The 19,078-nt window shown below is 64.0% G+C and carries 17 protein-coding genes; 8 read left to right on the forward strand and 9 right to left on the reverse strand.

What is annotated here, in order from left to right:
• Window positions 1-2: 2 nt before the first annotated feature.
• A complete protein-coding gene (locus tag HMPREF1868_RS02055) occupies window positions 3-1,070 on the forward strand; it encodes a glycosyltransferase family A protein (RefSeq protein WP_156439380.1) in 1,068 nt (355 codons plus the stop codon).
• Here HMPREF1868_RS02055 and HMPREF1868_RS02060 read toward each other — a convergent pair.
• Together HMPREF1868_RS02060 and HMPREF1868_RS02065 are read right to left on the reverse strand one after the other, a co-directional pair.
• On the reverse strand, window positions 1,039-2,445 hold the full coding sequence (locus HMPREF1868_RS02060; RefSeq protein ID WP_197414922.1) for an O-antigen polymerase: 1,407 nt from the start codon (window positions 2,443-2,445) through the stop codon (window positions 1,039-1,041). The two genes, HMPREF1868_RS02055 and HMPREF1868_RS02060, sit on opposite strands and share 32 nt — an antisense overlap.
• 109 nt (window positions 2,446-2,554) lie before the next feature.
• Window positions 2,555-3,955, reverse strand: a complete 1,401-nt coding sequence (locus HMPREF1868_RS02065) for a lipopolysaccharide biosynthesis protein (protein WP_062529915.1) — start codon at window positions 3,953-3,955, stop codon at window positions 2,555-2,557.
• 403 nt (window positions 3,956-4,358) lie between these two features.
• On the opposite strand from HMPREF1868_RS02065, the gene HMPREF1868_RS02070 reads away from it, so the two are divergent.
• The 4 genes from HMPREF1868_RS02070 (at window position 4,359) to HMPREF1868_RS02085 (ending at window position 7,779) form a co-directional block, all read left to right on the forward strand.
• Window positions 4,359-5,396, forward strand: coding sequence for an acyltransferase family protein (locus HMPREF1868_RS02070; RefSeq protein ID WP_369817516.1), 1,038 nt, complete (start codon window positions 4,359-4,361; stop codon window positions 5,394-5,396).
• 105 nt (window positions 5,397-5,501) lie between these two features.
• Window positions 5,502-6,779, forward strand: coding sequence for an O-acetylhomoserine aminocarboxypropyltransferase/cysteine synthase family protein (locus HMPREF1868_RS02075; protein ID WP_062529922.1), 1,278 nt, complete (start codon window positions 5,502-5,504; stop codon window positions 6,777-6,779).
• Between the two features lie 21 nt (window positions 6,780-6,800).
• The gene (locus HMPREF1868_RS02080) at window positions 6,801-7,382 is read left to right on the forward strand and encodes a hypothetical protein (RefSeq protein ID WP_062529925.1); all 582 of its coding nucleotides are present in this window, start codon (window positions 6,801-6,803) and stop codon (window positions 7,380-7,382) included.
• Window positions 7,375-7,779 carry a GIY-YIG nuclease family protein gene (locus HMPREF1868_RS02085; RefSeq protein WP_082719478.1) on the forward strand — a complete coding sequence of 135 codons (405 nt, stop codon included), beginning with the start codon at window positions 7,375-7,377 and terminating at the stop codon, window positions 7,777-7,779. The genes HMPREF1868_RS02080 and HMPREF1868_RS02085 overlap by 8 nt, the downstream gene beginning before the upstream one ends.
• Before the next feature lie 9 nt (window positions 7,780-7,788).
• On the opposite strand, the gene HMPREF1868_RS02090 is transcribed toward HMPREF1868_RS02085, so the two are convergent.
• The gene (locus HMPREF1868_RS02090; RefSeq protein WP_062529927.1) at window positions 7,789-9,045 is read right to left on the reverse strand and encodes a PASTA domain-containing protein; all 1,257 of its coding nucleotides are present in this window, start codon (window positions 9,043-9,045) and stop codon (window positions 7,789-7,791) included.
• A gap of 87 nt (window positions 9,046-9,132) precedes the next feature.
• Window positions 9,133-10,449: a M20/M25/M40 family metallo-hydrolase gene (locus HMPREF1868_RS02095; protein WP_062529929.1), complete on the reverse strand. Its 1,317-nt coding sequence runs from the start codon at window positions 10,447-10,449 to the stop codon at window positions 9,133-9,135.
• A gap of 397 nt (window positions 10,450-10,846) precedes the next feature.
• Between HMPREF1868_RS02095 and HMPREF1868_RS02100 the strand changes: the two genes are divergently transcribed.
• On the forward strand, window positions 10,847-11,869 hold the full coding sequence (locus HMPREF1868_RS02100; RefSeq protein WP_062529931.1) for an SPFH domain-containing protein: 1,023 nt from the start codon (window positions 10,847-10,849) through the stop codon (window positions 11,867-11,869).
• Between the two features lie 14 nt (window positions 11,870-11,883).
• Window positions 11,884-12,096: a type II toxin-antitoxin system antitoxin gene (locus HMPREF1868_RS02105; RefSeq protein ID WP_009279561.1), complete on the forward strand. Its 213-nt coding sequence runs from the start codon at window positions 11,884-11,886 to the stop codon at window positions 12,094-12,096.
• 135 nt (window positions 12,097-12,231) lie between these two features.
• Here the strand turns inward: HMPREF1868_RS02105 and HMPREF1868_RS02110 are convergent, their stop codons facing one another.
• The 5 genes from HMPREF1868_RS02110 to HMPREF1868_RS02130 all read right to left on the reverse strand — a co-directional run bounded on the left by HMPREF1868_RS02110 (window position 12,232) and on the right by HMPREF1868_RS02130 (window position 17,010).
• Window positions 12,232-12,798, reverse strand: coding sequence for a TetR/AcrR family transcriptional regulator (locus HMPREF1868_RS02110; RefSeq protein WP_062529933.1), 567 nt, complete (start codon window positions 12,796-12,798; stop codon window positions 12,232-12,234).
• A gap of 27 nt (window positions 12,799-12,825) precedes the next feature.
• Window positions 12,826-13,335 carry an HsmA family protein gene (locus tag HMPREF1868_RS02115; protein WP_062529937.1) on the reverse strand — a complete coding sequence of 170 codons (510 nt, stop codon included), beginning with the start codon at window positions 13,333-13,335 and terminating at the stop codon, window positions 12,826-12,828.
• Between the two features lie 144 nt (window positions 13,336-13,479).
• A complete protein-coding gene (gene glpK, locus HMPREF1868_RS02120) occupies window positions 13,480-14,970 on the reverse strand; it encodes a glycerol kinase GlpK (RefSeq protein ID WP_062529939.1) in 1,491 nt (496 codons plus the stop codon).
• Complete coding sequence (locus HMPREF1868_RS02125) at window positions 14,967-15,938, reverse strand: alpha/beta fold hydrolase (RefSeq protein ID WP_062529941.1); 972 nt, start codon at window positions 15,936-15,938, stop codon at window positions 14,967-14,969. Before HMPREF1868_RS02125 ends, glpK begins: the two co-directional genes overlap by 4 nt.
• Window positions 15,939-16,209: 271 nt before the next feature.
• Window positions 16,210-17,010: a spermidine synthase gene (locus HMPREF1868_RS02130; protein WP_062529943.1), complete on the reverse strand. Its 801-nt coding sequence runs from the start codon at window positions 17,008-17,010 to the stop codon at window positions 16,210-16,212.
• A 735-nt stretch (window positions 17,011-17,745) separates the two neighbouring features.
• On the opposite strand from HMPREF1868_RS02130, the gene HMPREF1868_RS02140 reads away from it, so the two are divergent.
• On the forward strand, window positions 17,746-18,990 hold the full coding sequence (locus HMPREF1868_RS02140; protein ID WP_062529945.1) for an ATP-binding protein: 1,245 nt from the start codon (window positions 17,746-17,748) through the stop codon (window positions 18,988-18,990).
• The last annotated feature ends 88 nt before the right edge of the window (window positions 18,991-19,078 follow it).

Here is a 19,078-nt window from a genome sequence, read left to right on the forward strand (position 1 = left end):
CCTTGACCCCGTCTGCCCCTGACATGGCCGTCGGCGTGCGCGTGAGCGTAATCGTGCCGGTATACAACTCGGATGAGTTCGTACGCCATACCGTAGAAACACTGCTGCAGCAGGACTTCGAGGACTTCGAGGTTCTGCTGATGGACGATGGATCGTCCGACAGCAGTGGATCGATTTGTGACGACATGGCAGCTCACGATAAAAGGGTACGCGTTTTCCATCTCGAAAACGGTGGCATGTGCCGGGCCAGGAACCTGGGAATCGAATACGCAAGGGGAGAGTACGTCTCCTTCTGCGACAACGACGACGAGTGCCTTCCGGGCTTTCTGTCCGCCAACTTTAATCTGGCATACAGGTATGGTGTCGACTGCGTCCGCTTCGGTCGCAGGCACGACCTCATCATGGGCGGGCGGGTGTGCCGGACGGACGTGCTGTGCCCCTCCAAGGAGGAGGTGCTGTGGGGTGATGACGTCGTCGAGCACTACGATACGGTCATGACAGCAGGCTCGGGAGTCTGGACTGGCATGTACCGACGGTCGACCATCCTTGAGAATGGCATCAAGTTCGATGAGAGGCTGAGGAGCGGCTACGAAGACCACATCTTCAACGCACGGTTTATGGAAGTGGCCAACGGCGTAGCCCTTAACCCCTCTGTTCTCTACGTCTGGTCTCAGCGCGCGTCGCACAGTGCGTCAATGAAAATTCGGGATGACTACTTCCTTGGCCTTCGCTTGGCGGCCTTGGCAGAAACGAGGTTGCTTGACAGAAATGGATTCTCTGGCAGGAGGCCAGACATATACGCGAAGTGCATGTGCTTCTATCTGCACAACGGTCTCAGCATCTCGAGCAAAAGTGGGGCGAGTGTCAGCCTGGAGGCGAATCGTCCCTTTTACGAGTCCTTACGTCAGACGTTTTGCGAAAGTGGCGTCCACCGTTTGGACGAAAAGTGCCTAAGGCCGCGTGACCGCCTGGCCTATCACCTGTTGTGGTCCGGACGCTACCGCGTCCTCCATCTTGCCTGCATTGTTGTATATGGAGCTAAATATCGTCTAAGGCATCCTCACGTCTAAGTGCTCCGCGCATATGCCGACGGAGTTGCAAGATATACGTACCTAGGCTTCCGGTAAGCCAGAGCGTTACGATGACGGCGAGCACCACGATTACCAGCACGCTCGTGTTCAGCATTCTGCTGAACACGTACTCCTCACGCTCGAGATCGAATAGGTTGCTCCCTACGTACAAGAAGGGCACGACGACTGCGGGGATGGTGTGCCTTCGGGCGTATTCGTACATCGCCTCGAAGATACCTCCTGCTGCAGTGCCCAGGACGATGATGCCCGCTATGCCGAAGTCGGCGAAGTATCTGAAGAACATCGTGTAGATATTGCTGTCATGGTTGCCTATGCGGACGAAGTCGGATGCGTAGGGCTGGAGGCTATGGATGATTCCGAACTTGTAGGCAAAGACGTACAGGTTGTAAAAGCTGCGCATGCCTGGGTATGGGGATGCCGCAATGCCTCTGTCGAGAGCGAGCTGAAACGAGGGAAGCCCCCCGCTCACATAGAACGATATGTAGCTGTCGAGCGAGCTTGATGCCATTCTCCCCACAAGCGCGGACGAGAAGTAGAACAACGGGATGCCAAGCAAGACAGCGATGCCACCGATGGTGATCATCTTCTTGGTAATCAGTCTCGCACTGCGTCCGTCTCGGAGTTGCAGGAGGAAGAAAGCCAGGGCACTTGCGAAGGCGTAGTTCGCAATGGGGCCTCGGCTGCCCATGAGAATGGTGTATCCGCACGTTGCCAGAAGGCAGGACAGGGGAGGAACGATTCCTTTCCAGCCACGAGCATCTGCGATGCTCCGTACTGAGAAGAAGACGGAGCAGTATGCGATGACGGTCACGAGCTTGTCGGCCTGCCGAGATACCAGGCTGAACCCTTCTCCCATGCGGATATTAGAGGTTGAGAACGAGCTGCTGGTGACTTGTCGAGCCCACTTCGCAAGGTCGACGTAGCTCTCGAAGTGCTTGCCTGCCCCAGCTGCCATCTCGGTCATGTCGTGGATGCGGATGGCTGCGGCGGCGATGACCACGACGAAGAGGACGAGGTACTTCCATGAGGCCACCTCAAAAGAGTGGGTGTGGTGGCTGTCTAGACTACCTGGCCTGGCATAGTGTCGACCTCGGGGGTTTCTGGTTTGCCAAAACGCTCGCACGAGAAGTGCCCCTAGAGCGAAGCACGTGCAGCCAAGCAACAGAAAGGAGAAACCGTCCACCTTGAGAGGCACTTCGTTCCAGGTACGCATTCCCAGGATGGAGAGCGCGGCGGCGAGACAGAAGACAAGGGTGTTGAGGGGTGCGGGTGACAGGAGCTCGAAGTCCGATTTCGTCAAGCAGAGCCAGAACTCGATGAGCAAGACGATTGCAAGAAGCAGGTTGAATAGCATCACGTTGTCCCCATGGTAGTCGTTGGCGCATGTGGCCTTGCGCATACCTTATCATTGCGGGCTTTCGTTCGGGATCCATGTGCGCAGTGAGACCGACCGCGCTGGCACCCTATGTTCTGAGGGCTTTGTAGGTTGATTGGACGCAGTTCCCGTTGGCGACGAGGAATGCCACATAGAACAACAGGTACGCTGTGGTTGCTACGAGGGGAGGCAGGAGAATCGTCATGGTGACGAAGGCTCCCGTCAATACAAGCTCCCATATTCCGATGCTGGTGGGTGGGACGCCGATGGCACGGTTGAGGTAGCTTTCTGAGTAAAGGCTCCTGATTATGATTGCCAAGACGACGGAGCCTATGATTACGTAGATTGAGTGGAAGATACTGGTTCCTAGGAAGGTGCCGAGGGCGCTGAGCAACGCAATGCACGCATTGATTCTGAATAGCACCGCCTCCTCGCGGCGCACCTTAAAGAACGTGGTGCATGTAATGTTCATCTTGCTGTCAAAGACGCAGAGGGGCATCAGATAGATGAAGAAAACGAAACTATGCGCGTACTGGGGCAGCCACAGTCCGAGGAGCCAGGTCATCGGTTGGTACAGCAAGTAGACCGCAGGGAAGGCGAGTCCCATCGCATCGCGGGCCACGGTGTAGAAGTGCTTGGCGGACTGGGCGCTGCTCTGCCTGAGGGCAGGGAAGAGCACCATGCTTGCCTGTGAGACGAACGCTAGGAAGAAGTTGACCATGGAGAGAGCGAGCGAGAGCTCTCCAAACGTCTTGATGCCCCACGTCGCATCGATGGCGAAGCGCGCGATGCCGAGAACCAGCTGGCTGGCGATGTTTGCAAGCATGAGCTTGATGCCCACGCGGATGCTCTGGATACCCTCCCGGGCGGCTTGGCTCGGTGCTAGGATGCCAGACTTCGTAAAGTCCCGTAGTAGGTACAGGCAGAAGCCAAGCTGCACGACACTTGAAAAGATGTAGGAGATGACGTATGGCTCGAACGCATGGATCCGCCCCGTTAGGAGTAATAGGAGTGGGACGAGAAAAGACAGGCGCTCGACAATGGACGAGTAGGAGGAGAGCCTGGTCTCGTTCATTGCCTGCAGTAGGAAGGTCAAGTATGTCGCCGCGTTCTGTATGACGAGGAAGATGCCCGTGCAGACAATAACGAACTCCCGCTCGGGGCCAAAGCCTCCAAGGACGGCTATCGCGACGATGACGACGGCCATGACCAGTTGGAACGATAGAGCGAAGACGAACTGTGAGTTGACCGACCGTCTGTCAATCTTGTCGCGTGACTGCCCTCCCTTGATGAGGTAGACACCGTCATTGAGCCCTAGGTGAAAGAAGCCGACATAGCCTATGTAGAAGATGAAGAGCTGCCAATAGCCGTATTGTTCGGTGCCGAGGAGCTTCGGGACGATCAGCGACTGGACGATGCTCAGCAGCATGCTCACCCCCTGGGCGAGGAAGGCTACCGAAACATTCTTGATAAGGGTTCTTTTGTCCATGGGAGAAGTATAGGAGAGGCGCGATGCGTCTGTCTCTTGGTACCGGCGGGCGCATGGAAAGAAAGGATATTAGGCGAGATAGGTGCAGGTTCTTTTGATGCGTCATGGAAAGATGAGCCAGTATTCTGCGCGTTGAATGCGCCAATTTTCTCGCGTGTTGATAAAACGAACGAAATGACCATGCCTCCTAAAACTATCCAGAAAGGAGTCTGTGGTCTTTTCCGAGATGCGCTCAAAAGGGCGTACATGTCATGAGAGTTGATTTTCGCATCGTCACATCGAGGGCCTACTTGGGTAGTGCAGACTGAGATGTGTTCAGCGGTATGCTTCGTCTGAAGATACGTGACTAACGAGGAGATTTTACTTGGGTGAGTCCAGGCCATGGCTAAGGGCAGTCTCGGGAATGAAGTCCATGGCGCTTCTTCTCATTTTGGTTTGGCATTGTGGAGTGTTGAAAGCGCCCGATTTGGGTGCTAGGTGCTGCGAGATATTTTTCGTTTCCTCTGGCTTCCTTGAGGCGTACCGACATGGCTTCTCTTGGGAGTTCACGTTGGAGGAGTGCTTTCTCTCCGTGCGTAGGAAGTTGCGCGTCATTTATCCGATGTATCTCGCATCCCTCCTGTCGGCTGTCGCCCTGTCTTTCCTGACTGGAAAAATCACCCTCGAGTTGAGGTTCGTGGGAACAATGCTGCCTTACCTCTTGTTGATGCAATCTTGGTTTCCCAAGATTGCATTGCTTCCGGAATACAATGGTGCAAGCTGGTTCCTATCTGCGCTGTTGCTTTGCTATGCAGCGACCCCATTCGTTGCATACGTCGTGAAAAGAGTGATGGGTGCGACCGCTCTCGGCTCAAAGGTCTTAAAGATGTCTTTGCTCATGGCGACGATCTTCTTGGTGCGGACGGTTGCCGAATTACTTGCCGTGATATTTCCAGATATCTATTCCTACAGCGTCCACAGCAATCCTCTCGTCCGTCTCCTGGAATTTTCGCTTGCCTATTGCGTTGGCATCGTCTTTACGGATTTTTTGTCCACGAGAGGTATCAGTCCTTGGAAGAAGGTGACTCTCGAGTTGTCGATAGTTGCCGTCTATGTAACCGCTGTCTGGTACGGTAATGCGCTGCTTCCGCGCTCTGCTTTTGTTTTCCTTGCATGCCCACTGGTGGTGGTCTTTGCTAGGGGAGAAGGGCCTATCTCTCGCCTTTTGTCCCTGGCGCCCCTCCAGAGCTTTTACGCAATCGAGATGTCCTTCTATCTTTTTCACCAAACCGCCTGTCGCATTGCGGCGATTGATGTTTTCAAGACTCTCTATAGTGGCATTCGCGGCGGCAGAATAATTCACGTGACAATTGCGTTGGCTCTGACTTTGTTGTTTGTCATGGCCTGGAGACTGTTGTCTACGGCTTTCAACTCTCGTTTCCACCGCTTGAACGTCGGGTAGCCGGTCCTCTCCTTGGTGTAAGGTTTCGGACGTGGTCGCGTTAGGGGAGGGCCCTCCTCGCGACCGGTGCCTCGTCTGGTTGCCCTTTGACCCAAAGGAGCTCACATGACCCAGATTGCCACGCGTTGCGTCCAGGCTGGCTATGCGCCCGGGAACGGGGAGCCGCGCCAGATCCCCATCGTGCAGTCCACGACCTTCAAGTACGACACCTCCGAGCACATGGGGCAGCTCTTCGACCTCGAGGCGGAGGGCTACTTCTACACCCGCCTGCAGAACCCCACGAACGACGCCGTCGCCGCGAAGATTTGCGCCCTCGAGGGCGGCAGCGCGGCCATGCTCACCAGTTCGGGCCAGGCGGCCAACTTCTTCTCCGTGTTCAACATCGCACAGTCAGGCGACCACGTCGTCGCCTGCTCCACCATCTACGGCGGGAGCTACAACCTCCTCGCCCACACCATGGCAAAGATGGGGCTCGAGACCACCTTCGTCTCTCCCACCTGCTCGGACGAGGAGCTCGAGGCGGCCTTCCGTCCCAACACCAAGGCCGTCTTCGGCGAGACCATCGCAAACCCCGCCCTCGCGGTCCTGGACATCGAGCGCTTCGCCGCCGCCGCGCACGCCCACGGCGTGCCCCTGATCGTCGACAACACCTTCCCCACGCCCGTCAACTGCCGGCCCATCGAGTGGGGTGCCGACATCGTGACCCACTCCACCACCAAGTACATGGACGGCCACGGCTGCGGCGTGGGTGGCGCCATCGTGGACTCCGGCAACTTCGACTGGATGGCCAACGCCGAGCGCTTCCCAGGTCTCACCACGCCCGACGAGTCCTACCATGGCATCGTCTATGCCGAGCGCTTTGGCCGGGCAGGCGCCTTCATCACCAAGGCGACCTCCCAGCTCATGCGCGACTTCGGCTCCATACAGTCGCCCCAGAACGCCTTCTACCTCAACCTGGGGCTCGAGAGCCTGCACGTCCGCATGCCGCAGCACTGCGCCAACGGCCAGGCGGTGGCGCAGTTCCTGCAGTCCAACCCCAAGGTGGCCTCTGTTCGCTACCCCGGGCTCCCCGATGACGAGTTCCACGCCCTTGCGCAGAAGTACCTGCCCAACGGCAGCTGCGGCGTGGTGAGCTTCGAGGTGGCGGGGGGCCGCGCGGAGGCGGAGAGGTTCATGGCGGCGCTGCGCCTCTTTGCCATCGAGACGCACGTGGCGGACGCGCGCAGCTGCTGCCTGCACCCCGCCAGCTCCACCCATCGCCAGATGAGCGACGAGGAGCTTGTGGCGGCGGGCATATCCCCCAGCATGGTCAGGCTCTCCTGTGGTCTGGAGGCGGGGGAGGACCTGGTGGCCGACCTGGACCAGGCGCTCGCGTCCGTCTAGGGCCAGCGCGAGGGAGGGAGCATGGAGAGGGACGCCTTGGTGAGGGTCGCCGCGACGGGCGGCTACGGCACGGTCTACTCCGTCGAGGAGGGCGTGTGCGAGGTCGCCTTGATCGACCCCCAGGCCGAGGAGGACTTCCTGTCCGTCCCGCAGGCCATGGTCGAGCCGCTCGAGCGGGCGTATCCGGAGTCCATGGGCGAGCTTGCGGGACGGCTCGCCCTCCTTCACCTGCGCGTGAGCTGCGGTGCGGCTGCGGGAGGCGGCTTCGAGGCCTTCGTCGGCCGAACCGAGGACGACGCGCTCGAGCTCTGGTGGGCCGAGGGCAACCATCGCGCGAGGCGGGTGTCCCACCTGGAAGGGGGACAGGCCAGCGCCCTGGCGTCAGCGCTCAGAGGGCTGGACCTGGAGCCCTGGGAGCACGGCGGGGGCGCACCGGCGCGCCCGGGCGGATGGCACTGGTCCCTGGAGTGCGCCGGCGCGAGCATGGGGGCGAGCGGCTTTGGCCACGACGGCGCTCCCGAGGGGCTGCGCGACGTGGTCGAGGCCCTTGCGGGAATGGGACTTCCCCTTATCTGGGACGACGAGGGCCCGCACCTTGCCTGAGGCTGAGCCGTCCGCCGGGCAAAAGGGACGGCCCGTCTCGGGCGAATCGGCCCCAAAGCCAAGGACCTACTACGTCTACGTGCTGGAATGCGAGGATGGCTCGCTCTACTCCGGCATCACCACGGACGTGGTGCGGCGCCTGCGCGAGCACCTTTCCCAGAGGCCTCCTGGGGCCCGCTACACGCAGCGACATCGGCCCGTCGGCCTGCGGGGGCTCTGGGCCTGCGAGGGCCGATCGCCGGCCTGCAGGTTGGAGTGGCGCCTGCACCATGCGAGCCGCCCCCAGAAGCTGGAGCTGCTCGCTGCCCCGGAGCTTGCGGGAGGGGAGTGGGGGCCCGTTGGCAAGGAGGAGCGACTTGTCCTGTGGGAGGAGGCTGTGGTCCCGACAGGCGCCTAGCCCCGCGGCCTAGTTGGCCGTGCCGGCCTTGGGCTGTGCCTCGTGGATGGTGACCGTGCTGCCCACGGCTACGACGCTGTCCGTGGGGGGCTCGACGGCGGCGACGGTGCCGTTGACGAAGTCGTCGGTGAGGACCGCCTCGCCCCTGGCCACCTCGAGGCCCATACCGCGAAGGAGCACGGTGGCCTTTGCCACGGTCATGCCCCTGAGGTCCGGGATCGAGACGCTGCTCTGCTCGTTGTCGTCTGCGAAGTCGCTGGTGTCGCCCGCGTCGGGGTTGGGGCCGTCCGACACGACGAGGTCCACCTTGGTGCCCATGACCTCCATGGCCCCTGCCTCGGGCCCCTGGCTGATCACCTTTCCCGCGGCGACGGTGTCCGAGTAGGCGAAGGTGACGTCGTCCTTCACGAAGAACTTGGTCTGCGCGAGCGCCGTGACGGCGTCGTCCAGCGAGAGCCCGACCAGGTCGGGAACGGCCTGTGTCACCTCGGGGGACTTGCCCACCTTGAGCGTCACGTCCCCGCCGCTGGGAAGCGCGCTGCCGGCCGTGGGTTCCGTTGCCAGCACGCGGCCCGCGTCCTCCGAGCTCTGGGTGACCTGCTCGCTCACCTCGACGTCGTAGCCCTGCGACTCGAGCTCCGCCTGGGCAGACGCGGCATCAAGGCCCACGACGTTGAGTACCTCGGGGTCGGAAAAGAGCCCGAAGCAGCTGGTGAGGATGAGGCTGGACCCCAGGATGGCGACCAGGACCGCGATGATGCCGGCGACGAGCAGGTGGGGGAACCCTCGGCCTCCCGGCAGCGTCCCCGTGCCCTTGTCGACGGCCCAGCCCTGCTCGATCTTGGGGGCTCTCACGTCCGCGGCCTTCACTGCTCCGGTCGCGTCTGGCCCCAGGGCGTTGCCATCGTCGACGGCGTCGCCGTCCTCTTTGGGGGTGGGCGCGGCCTCGATGGTGGGGAGCTGCTCGTCCAGCGCCTGGGAGGGCGCCGCGTCCCCTGGCGCCACGGCGGAGGTGGCGTCAGGCTCCAGGCGCTCGCCCTCGGAGGGTGTGCCGACGGCATCGGGCGACGCCGCACCCGCGGGCTCCAGCGCCGCATCGACGTGCTCGACGCGCGCGTGCTCGGCTGCCGAGTGCTCGGGGAGCACGACCTCTTCTTGCCCGTTGGACCAGGGGCAGCTCGTCGCCATATGGCGCGGGACGTTGCCCTCGCCCGTCGGGCTGGGCTCGTCCTCGACCCTTGGCATGCGGTCGCTGTCGTCGGTCACGCTGGTTCCTCTCGCCTTCCTGCAGGGCCGTGGGACAGGTTGTCCCAAAAAGCGTTGGACTATCTTACGCCAGTGACCTGTGACTTGTCACTTTTCGCTGCCGTGGAAGGTGGTTATGGGGGCTTGGGGGCAATTCCGTTTGTGAATAAGGTCGTCTTGGGACATTGCCCCGCCGGGCAGCTCGAGCATCAGCGCGAGGGCCAGGACGAGCCCGTCCTCCAGGCTCCCGGGGTCTACCCACTCGTCCCTGGTGTGGAGGAGGCCGCCATGCACCGTCCCCACCGTGAGGGCGGGGATCCCTAGGCTGAGGGGGATGTTGGCGTCCGTGGAGGCGGGGGAGAGGTCGGGCTCCTTCCCCGTGACGGAGCGGATCGCCTCGCAGGCGAGCCTTGTGACGCGCTCCTGCGCCTCGGGGCGGGTGCCTGCGTTCCCGGGCCTCATGCCTATGCGCTCGAGCGAGGTGCGGACGCCCCTCTCGCCCGCGTTGGCGACGACCTCTTGCAGCCGGGTGCGCATCGCCGTGAGGTTTGCCGCGGACTCGCTGCGGTATTCGAAGAGGCAGCTCGCCTGGGACGCGATGGCGTTGACCGTGCTCCCGCCCTCGATGCGTCCCGCGTTGATGGTGGTCCGGGCGCCCGTGGTCGGGTCCTGCGGCAGCGTGCTGGCATAGAGCTCGCCGACGATGCGGCAGAGGCGCTCGATGGCGTTGGGGCGGCCGAAATCGTGGTAGGAGTGCCCGCCTTGGGTCCTGACCTCGATCCTCCAGCGCTCGGAGCCCACGGCCACGCCTATGCATTGGGGCAGGTACAGGTCGAGCGAGACGAACGCTCGCACGGTCGTGCCGCAGGCCTCCAGCCAGCGGAAGACGGCCTTGGTCCCGTCGAGGTTGCCCAAGCCCTCCTCGCAGCTGTTGGCCACGACGAGGAGGTCTGCCCATGCGGTGGCCGCAGCGAGCTCTTGTGGGTGTTCCAACAGGTAGCTCGTCGCCATGAGCAGCGCCACGAGGTTCGCCGTGTCGTCGCCTATGCCCGGCGCGAGCAGCCGCCCTCCCTCCTCGCGCACCTCGAAGGGCTCTACGTCGTCGAAGACGACGTCGGTGTGGGCACAGAAGAGGACGAGGTCACGGTAGGGGGACGGCGTTCCGGGGCTGGCCTGGGGCCTGGACGGCGCGGCGTGGTCGCTCTCGCCCGAGGGACGTCTGAGGAGGCAGAGGACGTTCTTCCGCTCGTCCACCCAGACCTCGTTTGCGCCCTGCCGTCTGAGCCACTCCGCTACGAAGGCCGCCCGGCGCTCCTCGTGGCGGGTCGGGGCGGGGATGCCGGCGAGCGTGCGGAGCAGCTCGAGCTCCTGGTCGTGGTGGTCCCGCGCGTAGGCCCGGAGCCTTTGCAGCAGTGCTTCGTCCATCCTGGCCTCCCTGGTCCGTGGCTGGTTCCATGATGTCACAGGGGGGGTCGCGGGCGCGCGAGGCGTGGGGGGTAGGTGCGTGGGGCGCGGGGGCGGGCGCGCGGGGTTCGGTTGCGCGAGTCAATGGGCGTTTTGGGGTGCGTCGTGGAGTTCTTCGTGCGCAGACGAGGAATGGACTGCGCACGAAATTGCGCTGAACTGGCCTTTTGTCGGCACGGCGCGCAGACCGGGAGTGACCTGCGCACGATTTTGGAGCGTTTCTCTCCTTCTCTCCTATGGTACGTTGACAAGACCTCAAAGTGATATCATTATGACCTCAGCCTCTCCGTGCGGGGAGGGACACGAGGGCAGCGCCTCCATGGGGGAGGTCGGCCCCTCGCGCAGAAGGGAACGAGACATGAGCGCAGAGAAGAAGGCCCACGCGGCGTCTGGCTGGGCGATGCTCCTGGTGGTCGTCGTCCTGTACCTGGCGAGCGTCTACATGGTCGTGCGAGGCATCATGAACGTCAGCCTCTACGACGACCTGGGGCTCGTCGCCCCCGTGACTGCCTGGGTGGCCATTCCGCTGGGCTTCGTCATGCTGGCGGTGGCAATAATCCTGAGCTGCGGCTTCTTCACCCTGCAGCCGGGACAGGCACGCATCTGTGTCCTCTTTGGCAAGTACGTGGGCACGGTGCGTGACGAGGGGCTGCGTTGGGCCAACCCCTTCTACTCCCGCAACCTAGGCAGCTCCAACGCCTCGCCCTCGGTGGACATAGCCGCCTCCCTCACGGGCATCTCGAGCGCCAGCGCGGGCTCTCCCTCTCATGTGCACGGCGCCAAGATCTCCACCCGCGCACGCACGCTCAACGGCGACCGCCTCAAGGTCAACGACAAGATGGGCAATCCCATAGAGATTGCGACCGTGGTGGTGTGGCGCGTGGCCGACACGGCGAAGGCTGTCTTCGACGTGGATGACTACGAGAGCTTCGTCTGCATGCAGACCGAGACCGCGCTGCGCCACGTTGCCAGCATCTATGCCTACGACCACATGGAGGACGAGGACGAGAGTGCGAGCTCCATCACCCTGCGCTCCAACATCGAGGAGGTCTCGGAGAGCCTCAAGGCGGAGCTCGAGCGCAAGCTGGCCGTCGCGGGCGTCGCCGTGGACGACGCGCGCCTGACGCACCTGGCCTACGCGCCCGAGATCGCCCAGGCGATGCTCCGCCGCCAGCAGGCCGACGCCGTCATCGCCGCACGCAAGAAGATCGTCGAGGGTGCCGTGAGCATGGTGGACATGGCGCTCGCGCAGCTCTCGGACGGCGGGATCGTGGAGTTCGACGACGACCGCAAGGCCGTCATGGCATCCAACCTCATGGTGGTGCTCTGCGGCGAGTCCGAGGCGCAGCCCGTGCTCAACACCGGCAGCCTGTACCAGTAGGGCGGTGCGTCGCGTTGGCGAGGAAGCAGTACCCCCTGCGCATCGACCCCGAGCTCTGGTCCGCCGTCCAGAGGTGGGCGGCGGACGAGATGCGCAGCTCTAACGCGCAGGTCGAGTGGATCGTGCGGGACGCGCTGCGCCGGGCGGGGAGGCTGCCCGGGAGGGGCGGAGGGGACGTGGCTCCCCCTTCCGGGGGAGAGGAACAGCTCCCTAGGTCGCGGGACTAGGCGGCGAAGCTTGGCGTCGTCGTGCAGAACTCGCCCGAGTTGACAGATTGGTGCCATCTCGGGCGAGTTCTGCACGACGGATGCCCGTGCTACCTCTCCCTCCGTGATTCCGCCCCTCGCTCGCGGCCCGAGGCGCTAGCCGCCGCCATAGAGGGCGCGCTCCATCAGGGCGAAGAGGGTCTGGCAGTCCGAGCGCCGCCTGAGGGCGTCGAACATCGCGTCGAGGGTAAGCCTGCAGATGCGTTCGGGCTCCAGCTGGCCCCGGAGTACCTCTCGCCTGACGGAGGGGTCCGACTCCAGGACGTGCGCCAGGCCCTCCAGCATGTGCGAGAGGAGGGCGTCCATGCGCTCCCGTCCCGCCTCGCGCCCCCCGGGGCCCAGGGCGTGGAGCTGGGCGAGCCAGTTGGAGCCCAGGGGAGAGAGGTGCTCGTCCAGGCCCGCAAAGAGCCGGCGGCAGTAGTCGAGGTAGGGCTCCTGGCTTCGGACCTGGCAGAAGTCCGCGAAGAAGGCGTCCCTGAAGAGCGCCTCCGCCGTGGCCGCGACCAGCTCGTCGCGCGAGGGGTAGTAGTTGTAGACCGAACCGACGGAGATCTGGCAGGCACGCGCCACACCGCGGATGCTGATCGCGTCGAGGCCGTGGTTCCGCGCCAGGCCGCAGGCCGCGTCGAGTATCTGCTCCTGGCTCGTGCGTCTCCTGGGCATCCTTGCCTCCTGGTCCTGTCGGGGTGTCTATGCCTGGCGTCGCGTGCCGTCGGCGTCCTCGTGCGTCGTGGGTTCCTGACGCAGGCGCAGCACGAGGGCGATCGCGGCGACGATGGCGACGGAGGCGACGCCGGCCCTCGTGCCCGTCATGCCCAGTGCGGGGATGCCCATGAGCAGCCCCACAAGGTAGGGGACGAGCCACGCGAGCCAGACGGCGACGGAGTAGCGGCTGAAGCCCTGGCGGGCCCGCTCGCTCCCGCGCCAGACGACGAGGCTGGCCCAGACGGCATGGGCGAGCATGAGCGCGATGGCGGCGGCGCCCGTCACGGCATGGACGCCCAGGCCCGAGATGCCGTTGGTGCGGGCGTAGCTGCCCATGAGGGCGGTTCCCGTGCTGTCGCAGGCAAGTCCCGCCCAGAAGAGCGCGAGCTGCGCCTTGCCCAGGTAGTGGTGCCTGCGCTCCCCAAAGACGCCTGCCGTGTAGAGGACGAGCGCCGCCGTGATGGCGACGGACGCGAATGCGATGGTGCTGCCCATGTCTGCTCCCCGAGCCGTGGGCGCGGTTCCCCAAGGACCGCGCACCGCCGTGTGTGAACACCGTTCACTATAGGCAGCCGGTGGTGAACCGAGCCGTGCGTTGTTCACTGTGGAGAGGGGATGGTCCACGCCGCTGCCGGTGCCTCACATGGCCCGGCCCACGGCCCGTGCCCAGCCCGCGAGCAGCCGCTCTGCCTCGGGACGCCCCATCCGGGGCTCGAAGCAGTCATCGTCGCCGCGCAGGCCGCGCAGCTCGTCCGTGCCCGACCAGAAGCCGCTCGTGAGGCCGGCGAGGTAGGCGGCCCCCAGCGAGGTGGTCTCTATGTTCTGGGGCCTCCTCACGCGCATGCCCAGGACGTCCGCCTGGAACTGCGCCAGGAAGTCGTTCCTGGAGGCACCGCCGTCCACGTTGAGCGCGCAGAGGACGCGTCCGGCGTCCGCCTCCATGGCCCTCACCAGGTCGGTCGTCTGGTAGGCCAGGGCCTCGAGGGCGGCACGGGCGATGTGGGCGGGCGTCGTCCCGCGGGTGAGGCCGCAGATGAGGCCGCGCGCCTCGGGTCTCCAGTAGGGGGCGCCAAGCCCCGTGAAGGCGGGCACGATGTAGACCCCGCCGTTGTCCGGGACGCTGCGGGCCAGGTACTCGGTCTCCTCCGCGCTGCGGATGAGCCCCAGCTCGTCCCTGAGCCACTGGATGAGCGCCCCTGCGACGAAGACGCTGCCCTCGAGCGCGTACTGCGTGCGCTCGGTGCCGGGGGCTGCCGCGGCGATGGTCGTGACCAGGTTGTTCTTGGACCGAGCCGCGACGTCGCCGGTGTTCATGAGCAGGAAGCAGCCAGTGCCGTAGGTGTTCTTCGCCTCTCCCGCCTCGAAGCAGCACTGGCCGAAGAGGGCGCTCTGCTGGTCTCCCGCCACGCCGCAGATGGGGATGCCCGCGGGCACGCCGGGGTAGCTCGTCTCGCCGAAGAGGCTGGCCGAGCGCCTGACCTCGGGGAGTATGCAGGCGGGGACGTCGAAGAGGGCGAGCAGCCCCTCGTCCCAGCGGCCCTCGTGGATGTCGTAGAGCAGGGTGCGGCTGGCGTTGGTCTCGTCCGTGGCGTGCACCATGCCGCCGGTGAGCACCCACACGAGCCAGCTGTCTATCGTGCCGAAGAGGAGCTCGCCCGCCTCGGCGCGCTCGCGGGCGCCGGGCACGTTGTCGAGCAGCCAGCGTAGCTTGCTGGCGGAGAAGTAGGCGTCGGGCAGGAGGCCCGTCTTGCCCTGCACCATCCGGCGGACCTCGTCCGTGCCGCAGAGCTCCTGCACCATGTCCGCCGTGCGGCGGCACTGCCACACGATGGCATTGGCTATGGGTTCTCCGGTGCTGGGGTCCCAGACCATGGTGGTCTCGCGCTGGTTGTCTATGCCGATGGCCGCCACGTTGCGCTCGCTCAGCCCGTGGCGGCTCACCAGCTCGGTGAGCGATCCCAGCTGCGAGAGGAGTATCTCTTGCGGGTTGTGCTCGACCCAGCCGGGCTGGGGATATATCTGCTGGTAGCTGCGCTGCACGCAGTCGACCATGCGACCCTCGCGGTCGACGAGCACGGCGCGCGACGAGGTGGTGCCCTGGTCCAGGGCTATGACGTAGTCCTTGCTCATCTCTCTTCTCCTAAGTGTTCGTCGAACCAGCGGGTAACGTCGTCGAAGACGAGCTGGCGCGCGTCTTCCTTCAAGATCTCGTGGCGCATGTTGGCATAGAGGTGGTACGCGACGTCGGTCGAGCCGGCGTCACGGGCGAGGTCTGCGGACCGGGTGACCCCGCGGCCGAAGTCGCCCACCGGGTCCTCCGCCCCCGCGATGAAGAGGAGCGGCAGGTCGTTGGGGACGCGCCGCGCGCACTCGGGCGAGCAGGCCTCGCGCGTGAGCTCGGTGAGGGTGGCGTAGCCCCCGGCCGAGAAGAGGAAGCCGCAGGACTTGTCTGCGATGTACTCGTCGACGTTGCGCTGGTTGTGCGAGAGCCAGTCGAACTCGGTGCGCGCGTGGGGTACCGCCTTGGCGTACGCGCCGTCGGCCATGGAGTGGAGGAGCTCGCTCTTGTGGGCGTCGCCACGCAGGCAAGCGATGAGGCGTGCCAGGGCGTGACCGGCGGCGGACGTGGCGGGGGGCACGAAGCCCGTGCCGCAGATGACGGCGCCGGCAAGGCCGTCCTCATGCTCGGAGACGTAGGCGCGCGCGACGAAGCTGCCCATGGAGTGGCCGAAGACGAAGTGGGGAAGCCCCTCTCCCAAGATGGGCGAGACGAGCCGCCTCAGGCGATGGACGTCCTCGACGAGGATGTCGCGGCCGCCGCGCGAGGGCAGGACGCCCCACTTGGTTGCGGGAGCGCTGAGGCCGTGGCCGATCTGGTCGTGCCCGCAGACGGCGTAGCCCCGCCGCACGAGGTGGCCGGCGAACTCGTCGTAGCGCCCGACGTGCTCCGCCATGCCGTGGATCAGCTGGACTACGGCGCGGGGCTCCTCTCCCACGCCCCTCCAGACGTAGCCGTGGATGCGGGAGACCTCGTCCGCGGAGTCGAACCCGACCTCTTGGCGCTCGACGCGCAGTGACGGCGACGCCTCTTGCTCCATGGGTCCCTCCCTTCCGTCACAGACGTCCTGTGCGTCAGATTGTATGCAGGTCAGAAGGGGGTCTGCGGGGCGCTTCCGCGAGAAGCTCCTACGCTTCGATGGGCGCGGGATGATTGGATAATATATGCGTTCAGGGGCGTTTTTGCGCCGTTCGCGGGAGGGGGCCGGGTGGGTGCGGCCGGGGCGGACCGCCATCGTGCGGGGGCGCGTGGCCGAGGCTGGCGCGCGGCTGGGTTGTCGCGTAGGGGCGAGCGCGAGGACGGGGCCTGCACTACAGGCCGAGCGCGCTTGCGTCGAGGGCTCCGTCGAGCTCGGGCGCGGCGTCTGTTGCCACCACGACGTTGTTGTCGGGCAGGTCGGCCTCGTCGGCGCCGCAGGGCAGGACGAGTACCGTCTTGAAGCGCTCACCGAAGAGGGGAAGGAGTCCCGCCAGGGGAGCCGAGCCCGGCCCTTTGAGTGCGCTCACGACGTTGATGAGGTAGAGGCCGTGCGGCAGGAGGCGCGCGCGGACGAGGTCGAGGGCCTCGGGCGCGGAGAGGCTTGCGAGGGGTTCTTCCGCCTGGAAGCAGTCGTTGAGTATCGCGTCGTAGCGCTGGTCCGTCGTGCGGAGGAAGTCCAGGGCGTCGGCCTGGTGCAGCCGCAGGCGACCCTTCGCCTGGGCATGGTAGCGCTCCTCGAGGCGGTCGAGGAAGAAGTGGCGCCGTGCGAGCTCGAGCATGAGGGGGTCGACCTCGACGACGTCGACCGTCGCCTCGGGATGGTGGGCGATGGCGTACTTGGGGTAGGCGCAGGCACCTCCGCCCAGCATGAGGACGTTGCCGGTGGCATGGGTGGCCACGAGTACGTCGTCGTAGAGGCGATGGTAGGGGAAGGCCAGCTCGCACCAGCCGTCGTCCAGGTAGGTGGCGCTCTGCCAGCTGCCGTCGACCTCGAGGATCCGCACGGGCAGGCCGTCCACGTCATGCGTGTCCAGGACGCGGACGGGACCAAACATGCCGTGGGGGTAGCGTGCCACGACGCGCATGGGCGCGACGCGTCCGAGCAGGCCGTCTATGAGGTGGGACAGTGACATGTGGCTCCCTTCGGGGCCATTCTGACACGTCGGGGGCATGGGGTGTCGTCGTGGCGGGCTGTCGCGACGGTCGTCGTGGCGGGCGGCGGCGGGGCCATACGGCGGCTGCCACCCGGCTGAGCTCGTCGAGAAAACGCTCGTAGAGCTCGATTGGCTCATCGAAAAAGTGAGCGCCGTAGACGAGTGGGCTCTTTGTACGGAGGGAACCGAAGCCGAGGTTTGGTCTTCGACCGAGGGTGGTTCCTATACTTGGATGCACTCGTTCAACCAGCGCATCGGCATGCACGGAAACAAGTTTTTTCGACGGGCCCAGCCCCTATGTCGAGACGCCTCACCTTTGTCAGGAGCCAATTGGGGAGTCTGGCGCGCATGGAGCGCAGTGCATGAGAATCGTATGTCTCGACCAAGAGGCGGAGACCGTCTCTTTTGATTCGCTGGGACTGCAGGATGAGGCGAAGGTCGCGCGAGAGTTCTATGTGACTTCCAATAAGGCACCTCTTCTCTCCGAGGGTGAGTATTGGACTGCCGAAAGCATTCACAGATTACTGATCGCCTCGATAGAGACTGGCAACCCCATCAGACGGGAGTGACCATGGAAGCCCTGAGACTTGACGTTTATGGCGATGCGGTTCCTGATCTTGTTGAAATATCGAAGGCTGTATAAAACCATTTATAGGGTGGTACTTCTGTTAAAATTTGTAAGAGTACTACCCTAAAACGCCTTTGGAGACATGTATGGAGCCTATCTATCGGCGCGAGCTTTACCTCTCGAGGATCCGTCCCTTCGTGAAGCACGCTGACCTTATCAAGGTAATCACGGGGGTGCGTCGCTGCGGGAAGTCCACCGTCATGCGGATGGTGGCCGACGAGCTGGCGGAGCAGGGCGTGCCGGAGCGCAACCTCGTGTTCCTCGACCTCGACTCGCGCGGCTACCGCAAGGTGAGGACTGCGGACGCGCTCGACGAGCTCATCGAGCGCGTCTCGGCCCCGGAGGGCATGACCTACCTCTTCATTGACGAGGTGCAGAACGTCGAGGGCTTCGAGGAGGTGCTCAACGCTTGGCGTGGGGAGGGGACACACTCCATCTTCATCACAGGCTCGAACTCCTACCTGCTTTCCGGCGAGCTCGCCACCAAGCTCACCGGTCGCTACTTGGAGTTCGAGGTCTTTACGCTCACTTTTGCTGAGTACGAGGGGATGAAACGCCTCTACGGGAAGGAGATAAGCCCCAATGTCGCCGAGGAGTTCGACCACTTCATCCTCGAGGGCGGCTTTCCCCGCGCGGTCGACCTCGCCACGTTGGTGGAGAAGCGGACCTACGTCGAAGGTGTCGTGCGTGAGATCTTCGAGAAGGACGTCAAACGCCGTGTTCAGGTGCGTAATGTGTCGGTCTTCGAGCGCGTCCGAGACTACATGATCAACAACTTTGGGTCGACGACGAGCATCAGGAACATCGCTGCATACTTCCGTGATGTCGAGGGGGTACCCATCAAGGAGGAGACGGTGCACCGCTACGTCACCGTTCTTGAAGAGGCCAAGATTCTCTACCGCTGTCCGCGCTTCGACATGAAGTCGAGGCGCTCTCTTGCCCGCGAGCAGAAGTACTACCTTGCCGATCTCGGGTTCTACTTTGCCCTCAACACCGACAATCGCATCAACTACGGTCCCGTGCTCGAGAACGTGGTGTACGAGTACGCCCGCGCGCAAGGCTACTCCGCAAGTGTCGGTAGGATTGGGAAGCTCGAGTGCGACTTCATCCTGCGCGATGGTGCGCAGGACTACTCGTACGTGCAGGTCTCCTATACCATCGCCGAGCGCTCCACCGAGGACCGCGAATACGCATCACTCGAGAAGGCCCGCGACGGCTATCCCAAATACCTCCTCACCTGCGATTATCTGCTGCAGAAGCGCAGTGGCGTCATCCACGAGAACCTCATCCGCTTTGTGTCGGAGGAAAGGCGGTTCGGATTCGGGCGGTGACAAATCCAACTGCGGACCATCCCACCCCGGCACCCCGTCAGGGATAGTGTGATGTGCCACATCCAAAGTACTACAATGCTTGTCGAAA

Source organism: Olsenella sp. DNF00959 (genome assembly GCF_001553055.1).
GTDB classification, from domain to species: domain Bacteria; phylum Actinomycetota; class Coriobacteriia; order Coriobacteriales; family Atopobiaceae; genus Olsenella_I; species Olsenella_I phocaeensis.

What these genes read in the sequence shown, in the direction of transcription:
- HMPREF1868_RS02075 (WP_062529922.1), top strand. Translation starts at nt 5,502, where the DNA reads ATGACCCAGATTGCCACGCGTTGCGTCCAGGCTGGCTATGCGCCCGGG.
- HMPREF1868_RS02080 (WP_062529925.1), top strand. Translation starts at nt 6,801, where the DNA reads ATGGAGAGGGACGCCTTGGTGAGGGTCGCCGCGACGGGCGGCTACGGC.
- HMPREF1868_RS02140 (WP_062529945.1), top strand. Translation starts at nt 17,746, where the DNA reads ATGGAGCCTATCTATCGGCGCGAGCTTTACCTCTCGAGGATCCGTCCC.
- HMPREF1868_RS02070 (WP_369817516.1), top strand. Translation starts at nt 4,359, where the DNA reads ATGAAGTCCATGGCGCTTCTTCTCATTTTGGTTTGGCATTGTGGAGTG.
- HMPREF1868_RS02095 (WP_062529929.1), bottom strand. Translation starts at nt 10,449, where the DNA reads ATGGACGAAGCACTGCTGCAAAGGCTCCGGGCCTACGCGCGGGACCAC.
- HMPREF1868_RS02115 (WP_062529937.1), bottom strand. Translation starts at nt 13,335, where the DNA reads ATGGGCAGCACCATCGCATTCGCGTCCGTCGCCATCACGGCGGCGCTC.
- glpK (WP_062529939.1), bottom strand. Translation starts at nt 14,970, where the DNA reads ATGAGCAAGGACTACGTCATAGCCCTGGACCAGGGCACCACCTCGTCG.
- HMPREF1868_RS02130 (WP_062529943.1), bottom strand. Translation starts at nt 17,010, where the DNA reads ATGTCACTGTCCCACCTCATAGACGGCCTGCTCGGACGCGTCGCGCCC.
- HMPREF1868_RS02125 (WP_062529941.1), bottom strand. Translation starts at nt 15,938, where the DNA reads ATGGAGCAAGAGGCGTCGCCGTCACTGCGCGTCGAGCGCCAAGAGGTC.
- HMPREF1868_RS02060 (WP_197414922.1), bottom strand. Translation starts at nt 2,445, where the DNA reads ATGCTATTCAACCTGCTTCTTGCAATCGTCTTGCTCATCGAGTTCTGG.
- HMPREF1868_RS02110 (WP_062529933.1), bottom strand. Translation starts at nt 12,798, where the DNA reads ATGCCCAGGAGACGCACGAGCCAGGAGCAGATACTCGACGCGGCCTGC.
- HMPREF1868_RS02065 (WP_062529915.1), bottom strand. Translation starts at nt 3,955, where the DNA reads ATGGACAAAAGAACCCTTATCAAGAATGTTTCGGTAGCCTTCCTCGCC.
- HMPREF1868_RS02100 (WP_062529931.1), top strand. Translation starts at nt 10,847, where the DNA reads ATGAGCGCAGAGAAGAAGGCCCACGCGGCGTCTGGCTGGGCGATGCTC.